We start from the raw sequence: 10,816 nt of genomic DNA on the forward strand, positions 1-10,816 counted from the left end.
AATCAGTATTGCGGTTCATCACGGAGACCGCCATAAATGACACTTGATAAAGGAGGAATAGGAAAGATGGAAAACACATACTACCCCCTGACACATGCCCAAAGGCGTATTTGGTACACAGAGAAGTTTTACCCAGGTACAAGCGTTTCCAATCTGAGCGGTTTTGGAAAGCTGAAATCTGAGTCGGGAATAGATACCGGTTTATTGGCTGAAGCCATTCGGCAGTTTGTCCGCACCAATGAAACGATGCGCTTCAGGCTGCATGATGATGAAGAGGATGAACCGAAACAATATATCACCGAATATGAACCATTTGAATTGGAGTACCTTGATGCCGCCAAAACAAACATGGCCGACATTTTAAAATGGGGACAAGCTGAAGCGCGCCGGCCCCTGCCCCTGTATGACAGTCCGTTGTTCAAGTTTGCCGTCGTGCGCATCAGCCCTGTTGAAAGCTGGTTTTTTGTAAAGGTTCACCATCTGATTTCCGACGGCATTTCTATGACACTCCTAGGCAACCGCATCACCGACATCTATTTGAAGCTTGCGGGAGGGGAAACCGACCTCGAAGCTGTACAGCCGTCATTTACAGAACACATTCAAAGCGAATTGGAATACGAAGAATCGAAACGGTTCCAAAAAGATAAAGCGTATTGGAACGCTCAATACGAAGTCATTCCGGAGCCCGTATCTTTAAAGCAAAGCGATTCTTATCAAGTCCGTTTGGACGCGGCTCGTCTTTCTAAAGAGATTTCCCCAGACCTGTATCAAAAAATTCAAACGTATTGTCAAAACAACAACGTTAGTGTGCTCTCCTTGTTTCTATCAACCTTACACATTTATATGCATCGGGTGACCGGACAAAAAGATGTCGTTCTCGGCACTTTTATGGGAAACCGGACAAATGCAAAAGAAAAACAGATGCTTGGCATGTTCGTATCGACCATTCCGATGAAAGCCCGGCTTGATGTGCAACAGGACTTTACTGCATTTGTGCAGGAAAGGATGAAAGATCAGCTGAAAATCATCAGACATCAAAAGTATCCGTACAATCTCCTGATCAATGACCTGCGGGAAAGGCAGCCCCATTTAAATAAGCTGTTTTCCGTCTCTTTGGAGTATCAGGTCATGCAATGGCAGCAGAAAGAAACGGTATCGTTCTTATCTGAGCCGATTTTCAGCGGCAGTGAAGTTAACGATGTCTCCATTCATGTGAAAGAAAGATGGGACACGGGGACGCTTGCGGTCGACTTTGATTACAGAGAGGAACTGTTCAGCCGCGAAGAAATGGTCATGTTATACGAGCGGCTCATGACGCTTCTTAATGAAGCCCTCGCTGCACCAGACAAGAAAATTAGCGATCTGGAAATCATTCCTGCGCAGGAAAAACAGCAGCTGCTGCAGCGTGCTTCAGGTTCTTTGATCACGTATGACAAAGAGCTGACCCTTCATCGCTTATTCGAGCAAACAGCAGCTGAGACTCCTAAGAAGACGGCGCTTGTTTTTGAGGGGAAACAGCTTTCGTATCAGGAGTTGAATGAGATCGCCAACCGGCTGGCAAGGGCGCTTCGCAAAAGAGGTGTCGGTTCCGATGTGCCGGCAGCCGTTTTGATGAAGCGGTCAGAGCGGACGGTAGCGGCGATATTGGGGATTCTCAAGGCCGGAGGCGCTTATGTGCCGATTGATCCCGGTTTTCCAAATGAGCGGATTCAGTTTATGCTCAAGGATTCCGCTGCAAAAGTTGTGATCACCGATCAGGCATTTGCGGCTGAATCAGCTGAAACACTGCTCTTTTCCGAAGCGATCGCCGAAACGGAAGACTTCGGCAATCTGCCTTCATCATCCGGTGCTGATCATCTCGCATACATCATTTATACGTCTGGAACAACGGGCCGTCCAAAAGGCGTCATGATTGAGCACAGACAGGTTCATCATCTTGTTAAGGGGCTTCAGCAAGCTGTACATACATATGCACAGGCCGATTTGAATGTTGCGCTTTTGGCTCCGTTTCATTTTGATGCTTCCGTTCAGCAGATATTCACGTCTCTTCTGCTTGGCAAGTCTCTCTATATCGTACCGAAAAAGACCGTTTCCGACGGGCGTGCCTTAGCCGCTTATTTCCGCCGCCACCAGATTGATGTCACGGACTGTACACCGTCTCATTTGCAGCTTTTGATTGCTGCCGACGATCTCCGCGGAACAAGCCTGAAACATATCCTCGTCGGAGGTGAGGCATTATCAAGGGTGGCGACCGAAAAGCTGCTCCGTTTATTTGCGGAATCAGCCGAATCGATTCCCTTGATCACGAACGTCTACGGACCGACAGAAACCTGTGTTGATGCCTCGGCCTTCACAATTCCGCGGGATGGACAACTTCAGTACGAAAACGCCTATGTACCAATTGGCAGGCCGCTTGGGAACAACCGATTTTACATTTTGGATGATCACGGAGCGCTTCTGCCGGATGGTGCCGAGGGTGAATTGTATATTGCGGGAGATGGAGCCGGACGGGGGTATTTGAACCTCCCGGACATGACGGAGGAAAAATTCTCGGCCGATCCTTTCAATCCGGGAGGTGTCATGTATCGGACCGGTGATATTGTCAGATGGCTTCCTGACGGTACCGTCGATTTTATCGGCCGAAAGGATGATCAGGTGAAAGTCCGCGGCTACAGGATCGAACTCGGGGAGATTGAGTCCGTCTTACAAGGTGCGCCCGGTGTCGAAAAAGCAACTGTGCTTACGCGGCCGGGAACAGCCGGCGATCAAGAGGTTTGCGCATATATCGTTCCGAAAGATGACCGCGCCGCTTCGGTGTCTGAGTTAAGGGAGCATTTGGCGAAAAGGCTGCCTGATTATATGCTGCCTTCCTATTTCACCGAGCTTGAAGAAATGCCGCTGACGCCAAGCGGCAAGGTTGATCGCAAAGCATTGCTTCTGCATCAAGCGACGATTACAGGGGGTGCTGAGTATACGGCGCCGAGAAATGACAGGGAAGAAAAAATCGCGCACATTTGGCAGGATGTGCTCGGAGCGGAACGAGTCGGCATCTATGATCAGTTCTTTGAACTTGGCGGCCATTCGCTTAAAGCGATGGTGATGCTTTCAAGGCTCCGCAAAACATTCGGAGTTGAAGTGCCGCTTGAGGTCCTGTTTGAAAAACCGACTGTCGCCGCTCTTAGTCAATTTGTTTCTAAAGCGGAGCAAAAAGGGTTTACAGCCATTGAACCGGCGGCAGAATGCAGCGACTATCCTCTGTCGCTGGCGCAGCAGCGGATTTATATCGTCAGTCAGCTGGAAGGAGCGGGCATCGGCTACAATATGCCGGCGGCGGCTATGCTTGAAGGGCCGCTTGATCGAGAGCGTCTGGAACATGCTTTTCAAAAGCTGATTGAAAGACATGAAGCGCTCCGTACTTCATTTGTATCTGTCAATGGAGAACCGAGGCAGCGTATTCATGCAAAAGCTGAGCTGCACATCGAGGTGATCCAGAGCGGGGACAAGCCTTTAGAACAAACGATAAAATCGTTTGTACGCCGTTTTGATCTCGGGAAAGCGCCGCTTTTGAGAATCGGCCTCGTCCGCCTGGAAGAAAGCAGACACATGCTGCTGTTTGATATGCACCACCTGATTTCCGACGGGGTTTCGATTTCGATTATTTTACATGAGCTGGCCAAGTTGTATAAAGGGGAAGAACTGCCGGAGATGCGCCTGCACTACAAAGATTATGCCGTCTGGCAAAACAATCAGACCGATGGCGGCTATCAAAAAGAAGAAGAATATTGGCAAAACGTCTTCTCCGGGGAGCTCCCTGTCCTGCAGCTGTTGACGGATCAGCCTCGTCCGCCTGTGCAAAGCTTTGCAGGAGACAGGGTTTCCGCTGCCGTGCCAAAAGAGATCGAGGAAAAAATGGTCGGACTTGCTGATGAAAACGGCGCGACACTGTATATGGTCATGCTGGCCGCTTACAATACGCTTCTTGCGAAATACGCCGGACAGGAAGATGTGATTGTCGGGACGCCGGCCGCCGGCCGCAGCCACTCCGACTTGGAAGGGATCGTCGGAATGTTTGTCAATACGCTGGCGATCCGCTCGAAAGTCGATCGTGAAAAAACGTTTGCTGAATTTCTACATGATGTGCGGCACACGGTCTTGAACGCGTTTCAACATCAGGATTATCCGTTTGAATGGCTCGTCGAAAAGCTCAATGTTCCGCGTGATTTAAGCCGTCATCCTCTCTTTGATACGATGTTTATTTTGCAAAATGCAATGGAGGACATTCCGCTGCTCGGCGATTTGCGTCTGTCCATTCAGGAAACGAATTTCAACATCGCCAAATTTGATTTGACCCTGCAGGCAAAGAAAGAACACGGTGAATTGATTCTCGATTTGGATTACAGTACAAAACTGTTTAAAAAAGATACGGCCGAGAGAATACTGAAAGCTTACTTGAACCTGCTTGAAGAAATGACGGCAGATCCGCATCGGAAAATAGGGGAATACAGCTTGTTGACAGAGGAAGAAGCGAAGCGGCAGCTCGTCGCCTTCAACCCGGGTCAAAGCGCTTATCCGCATGGGCAAACGATCGTGCAACAATTTGAGGAACAAGCAGCCAAATCAGGTGAGCGCCCTGCCCTTCAATTTGAAGGCGCGGTATTGACGTACCGTGAACTCAATGAGAAAGCGAATCAGTTGGCAAGACGTCTTCGCGAAAGAGGGGTGCAAACAGGAACGACAGCCGCCATTCTTACCGCCAGGTCGTCGGAAATGGTCGTCGGAATCCTTGCCGTGTTAAAAGCCGGGGCCGCTTATGTGCCGGTTGATCCCGATCATCCAGAGCAGCGCATCCACCACTTCTTCCGCGACAGCGGAGCAGCGGTTTTGTTAACGCAAACGGCGTTGAGACCGCTTGCTGAAGCGGCGGACTTTGCGGGCGAGATGTTCTTCCTTGATGAAGCCCATCTATATCAAGGAGAATCGGCCAACTTGAATGTTCCGATTTCTCCGGAAGCTTTAGCCAATCTGACATACACATCAGGAACGACCGGAACGCCGAAAGGCAACATGGTGACACACCGAAATATTTTGCGGACTGTGAAAAACCCGAACTATTTGGAAATCGTTGATACAGACATCGTACTTTCCATTTCCAATTATGTTTTTGACGCCTTCATGTTTGATATGTTCGGTTCCTTGCTGAACGGCGCCAAACTGGTGGTTGCCCCGAAGGAGACAATCCTTGATATGGGCCGGCTTGCCGCCATGCTTGAAAACGAAAAAGTCTCCGTTTTGATGATCACAACGGCATTGTTCAACATGCTTGTCGATATGCGGCCAGACAGTATGAAGACATTGCGCAGGGTGCTGTTCGGCGGTGAGCGCGCATCCGTCGATCATGTCAGAAGAGCGCTCAAGACTGTTGGAAAGGGCCGGCTTCTTCATATGTACGGGCCATCAGAGAGTTCTGTTTTTACCACTTATCATCCCGTCAATGATGTCAGCGCTGATGCGCAGTCGATTCCGATCGGAAAGCCGGTCAGCAATACAGAGGTGCTGATCCTTGATCCTGCTGGAAAGGTTCAGCCTGCAGGTGTTGCCGGTGAACTGTGCGTCGGAGGAGACGGGCTTGTCCGCGGCTATTTCAACCGTCCGGAACTGACGGCGGAGAAATTCACAGCACATCCGTTTCAAAAAGATCGGAACATCTATCGGACAGGCGACATGGCAAGATGGCTTGCCGACGGAAGTCTTGAATTTATCGGCCGGATGGATCACCAGGTGAAAATCCGCGGCCAAAGAATCGAACTGGGCGAGATCGAGCATCAGCTGCTGACCCATGACATGATCCAGGAAGCTGCAGTCCTGGCTGTTGCTGCCGATTCGGGCGATCAGATGATCTGCGCATACATTGTCGCCGATCGACAGCTTTCAAGTCGCGAGCTGCGCGAACATGCAGCTGCGGGTCTGCCCGGTTATATGGTCCCGTCTGTTTTTATCCAGTTGGAAGAGCTTCCGCTCACAGGGAATGGAAAAGTGGACAGAAGAGCGCTGCCTGCACCTGACGCCGCCCAAAGTGTGCAGAGGGAATATACGGCTCCGCGGAATGACACAGAAGCCCGTCTTGCCGAGCTTTGGCAGGAAGCGCTCGGCATCTCTCAAGTTGGAGTGCATGACAATTTCTTTGAGCTTGGCGGTCATTCTTTAGCGGGAATGAAGCTTATGGCCCGCGTTCAGCGAGAGCTGGATGTCGATCTTCAGCTGAAAGATTTGTTCAAGTCGCCGACAATCGAATGCTTGGCAAAAGCGGCCGCGGACGCAAAGGAAAAAGCGGTGATCTATATCGAAGCCGCGCAAGAACAGGAGGCCTATCCTGTATCATCGGCGCAAAAACGGCTTTATGTCCTGCAGCAGCTTGAAGGCGCGGAGAAAACCTATAACATGCCATCCGTTTTAAAGCTTGAAGGAAAGCTCGACCTTGCCCGGCTGGAAGTTGCTGTAAATAATCTGATCAAGCGCCATGAAGCGTTTCGAACATCGTTTGAAATCAGAGACGGTGAGCCAGTTCAGCGGATATGGAAGGACGCCGAATTTGCGATTGATGTTATCGATGCGGATGAACGAGAAACAGATCAGCTAATTGAAGCGTTTATCCAGCCGTTTGATCTCACTAAGGCGCCGCTTTTCAGAATGAGCATCCTTCGCCTGGCTGAGGAAAGGCATCTTTTACTGACAGATATGCATCACATCATTTCAGACGGCGCATCCGTCGGCATTCTGATCGATGAAATGACAAAGCTTTACGCTGGAGAGACGCTTGAACCACTAAAGATTCAGTATAAAGACTATACAGTCTGGCAGCAAAAGCGCCTGCAAACGGAACACAACAAGCAAGAGGCGTATTGGCTGAAAAAACTGGGCGGAGAACTGCCCGTCCTCACACTGCCGACAGACTTTTCGCGACCGGCGGTGCAGACGTTTGAAGGCGAGCGTCTCACCTTTGAGCTCAAGCCTGAGCTTGTCCGAGCGCTAAAGGATCTGGCTCAACAAACAGAAACGACCCTAAACACGGTGCTTCTTGCCTCATACAGCGTATTTTTAGCCAAGCTGAGCGGTCAAAGCGAGATTGTGGTCGGTTCTCCGGTCGCCGGAAGACCGTACGCCGATGTCGACAATGTGATCGGGATGTTTGTCAATACATTGGCGATGAGGACGCATCCAAAAGGAGAGAAAACCTTTGCCGCATTCCTCAAGGAAGTCAAAGAAACGGCGCTTGAAGCATATGAGCACCAAGATTATCCGTTTGAAGAACTGATTGAGAAATTGAACATTCAGCGCGATATGAGCCGAAATCCATTATTCGATGCTGTTTTTTCAATGCAAAACGCGGATGTAAAAGACTTGTCGATGGAAGGGATCACACTGCAGCCGTATGAGCTTGGTCAGCAGGCGGCAAAATTTGATCTGACCTTGACCGCAGCCGAAGAAGAAGACATTGTACGGCTTGAAATGGTATATAATACGGCGCTCTTTCAGCATGAATCCGTCAAGCGCTGGTGCGAATACTGGCTTCACCTCCTTGAAGCGGCCGCTCATCATTCGGATGTCCGGCTCTCCGAGCTGTCACTCTTGGATGAAACGGAAAAACGGAGGCTCGTGGCCGCCTGGAATGACACGGCACTTGATGTTCCGACAGACAAAACAATCGATGAGCTGTTTGAAGCCCAAGTCCGCCGCACTCCTGACCGCGGGGCTGTCGTGTACAACGGCCGCAAGTGGACGTACAGGGAGCTTAATGCGCGCGCGAATCGCCTCGCCCGCCTGCTGATTGAAAAAGGGGGGCAGCCGGAACAACGGATCGGTATCATGGTCAAGCCTTCGTTGGAAATGGCGGTTGGTGTGCTCGCAATTTTAAAAGCGGGCGCGGCCTACGTGCCGATTGATCCTGATTATCCGGTGCAGCGGATCGGATATGTATTGGAAGACAGCGGTGCTGAGCTGCTTTTAACACAGACAGACTTAGCCGCGCCGGAAGGATTCAGCGGTGAATCCATTCAGCTTGATTTGATGCTGAAGGGAGAATTGACAAAAGAAGATGAGCGAAATCTGCAGTCGGCGGTGAAACCCGGCAATCTCGCATATTTAATTTATACATCAGGCACGACCGGACAGCCGAAGGGCGTCATGGTCGAACATCACTCACTTGTGAACTTGTGCTATTGGCATAACGACGCCTTCAAAGTCACAGAAGAGGACAAAAGCGCAAAATACGCCGGCTTCGGCTTTGACGCATCGGTCTGGGAGATGTTCCCGTATTGGCTTGCCGGAAGTGAACTTCATATCATCGATGAAGCGATCCGGATGGACATCGTCCGGCTGAATCAATATTTTGAAGAACACGGCATCACGATCACGTTCCTGCCGACACAGCTGTGCGAACAGTTCATGGAGCTGGACAACCGGTCGCTGCGCGTGCTTCTGACAGGCGGAGACAAGCTGAAACAGATCGAAAAACGCTCCTACACGCTCGTCAACAACTACGGGCCGACGGAAAACACGGTTGTCGCGACGAGCGGACCGATCGACCCTGATGAAGGGATGCTTTCAATCGGAAAGCCGATCGCCAACACACGGGCTTATGTGCTTGGAGAAAACAACGAAGTCCAGCCTGTCGGTGTCGCCGGTGAGCTGTGTGTCGCCGGCCGCGGGCTTGCGCGCGGCTATCTCAACAAGCCGGAGGAAACGGCGCAGCGCTTCACGGAAGACCCGTTCGTACCGGGCGAGCGCATGTATCGGACGGGTGATCTTGTGAAGTGGCTTTCCGACGGGCGGCTTGAATATATCGGCCGGATCGATCAGCAGGTGAAAATCCGCGGCTTCCGGATCGAGCTTTCGGAAATCGAAGTCCAGCTCGCACGCCTCCCGGAAGTCCGGGAAGCGGTTGTCCAAGATATCGAAGACGCCTACGGAAACAAAGCGCTGTGCGGCTATATCACAGCGGCGGAAAAGCTGGATACAAAAACCCTTGCCGATCAGCTCGCACAGACGCTGCCGGACTACATGGTGCCGGCATATTGGATGCAGCTTGATGAACTTCCGGTGACAGCGAACGGAAAAGTCGACCGAAGGGCGCTGCCTCAGCCTGACGTCGAAGCGCAGACAGCCGACTACAAAGCACCAAGGACGGAGACAGAGCAGCTGCTTGCCGACATTTGGCAGGAGGTTCTCGGGATTGAGCGAATCGGGCTCACCGACAATTTCTTCACGCTCGGCGGAGATTCGATCAAAGGCATTCAAATGGCGAGCCGGCTCCAGCAGCACGGCTTAAAGCTTGAAATGAAAGATTTGTTTCAGCACCCAACGATCGGCGAGATCAGCACCTATGTACAATCGGCTGATGATCAGCCGATTGATCAGGGTCCTGTCGAAGGCGAGATCATATTGACACCGATTCAGCGCTGGTTCTTTGAACGTGAATTCACAAACACACATCACTGGAACCAGTCGGTTATGCTTCATGCGCGGTCAGGGTTTGACCCGGGGATTGCCGGACGGGTGTTAAGCAAACTGATGGAACATCACGATGCCCTTCGCATCGTCTATCAGCAAGGCGAAGCGATCGTTCAGTACAACAGGGGTCTTGAAGAATCCGTGATTCACCCTGAGGTGTTGCATTTGAATGAATCAGGGGCCGAACTGGAAGCTGCCATTTTGCGGGAATCTAATCGAATCCAAAGCAGTATCAATTTATCTGAAGGACCGCTCTTAAAAGCGGCGATCTTTAAAACCGATCAAGGAGATCACCTCCTGATCGTCATTCACCATCTCGTTGTTGACGGGATTTCCTGGAGGATTTTACTCGAGGATTTCGCTTCCGGTTATTTGCAGGCCGCAAAAGGCGAAGCGATTGTTCTTCCCGAGAAATCACATTCTTTTGCTGAATACGCAGTTCGCTTAAAAGAATATGCCGCCTCCAAAGCGTTTGCCAAGGAAATCGGCTATTGGCAGGAAATCGAGGGGAAAGCGGCAATACCGCTTCCTAAAGATCATGAATCAAATGACCGGCGGATGTGCCATACGAAAACGGCGGAATTCACTCTCTGTAAAGAAGAAACAGAGCAGCTGCTGACAAAAGTTCATGAAGCGTACAACACAGAAATGAACGACATACTGCTAGCGGCGCTGGGCTTTGCAATGAAAGAGTGGACCGGTGGGAATGAATTCCTCATCCATCTTGAAGGACACGGTCGCGAGGACATCATCGCGGGCTTGAACATCTCTCGGACCGTCGGCTGGTTTACAAGCCAGTTCCCGGCCCTGATACAGATGAACGATGCCGATGATATCGGCTATCAAATGAAACGGATCAAAGAGGATTTGCGCCACATTCCGAATAAGGGGATCGGCTATGGGATTTACCGCTACTTGACGGAAGCCGGTCAACAGGCAAAGCCGTTCAAGCCGGAAATCAGCTTTAACTATTTAGGCCAGTTTACAGAGATGTCGGAATCCGGTCTGTTTTCGAGATCATCCATGCCGTCAGGCGAGCCGCTGAGCCCTGACACGGAAAAGCCGAATGTGCTTGACATCGTCGGATATATTGAAGACGGCGTATTGACGATGTCGATCGCCTACAGCTCTCTGGAATTTGAGGAAAGCACAATCGCGTCTGTCGCTGACAGCTTTAAGGCGCATTTACTGAAAGTCATGAATCATTGCTTAAGTCAAGATGAAGGCGAGATCACACCAAGCGATCTTGGAGATGATGATCTGACACTTGAAGAACTTGATAAATTGATGGAAATTTTCTAACAAAAAA

1 protein-coding gene is annotated in these 10,816 nt (G+C 50.7%); it reads left to right on the plus strand.

Annotation, left to right across the window (positions count from 1 at the left end; translation table 11 throughout):
- The first annotated feature begins 66 nt into the window (after positions 1 to 66).
- The gene (locus tag ACINLD_RS13590) at positions 67 to 10,809 is read left to right on the plus strand and encodes an amino acid adenylation domain-containing protein (protein ID WP_409444835.1); all 10,743 of its coding nucleotides are present in this window, start codon (positions 67 to 69) and stop codon (positions 10,807 to 10,809) included.
- Positions 10,810 to 10,816 lie beyond the last annotated feature (7 nt).

This window comes from Bacillus sp. z60-11, from assembly GCF_046464135.1.
Classification (GTDB): Bacteria; Bacillota; Bacilli; order Bacillales; family Bacillaceae; genus Bacillus; species Bacillus sonorensis_A.

Coding starts and splice junctions, on each gene's coding strand:
- ACINLD_RS13590 (WP_409444835.1), top strand. CDS start 67: ATGGAAAACACATACTACCCCCTGACACATGCCCAAAGGCGTATTTGG.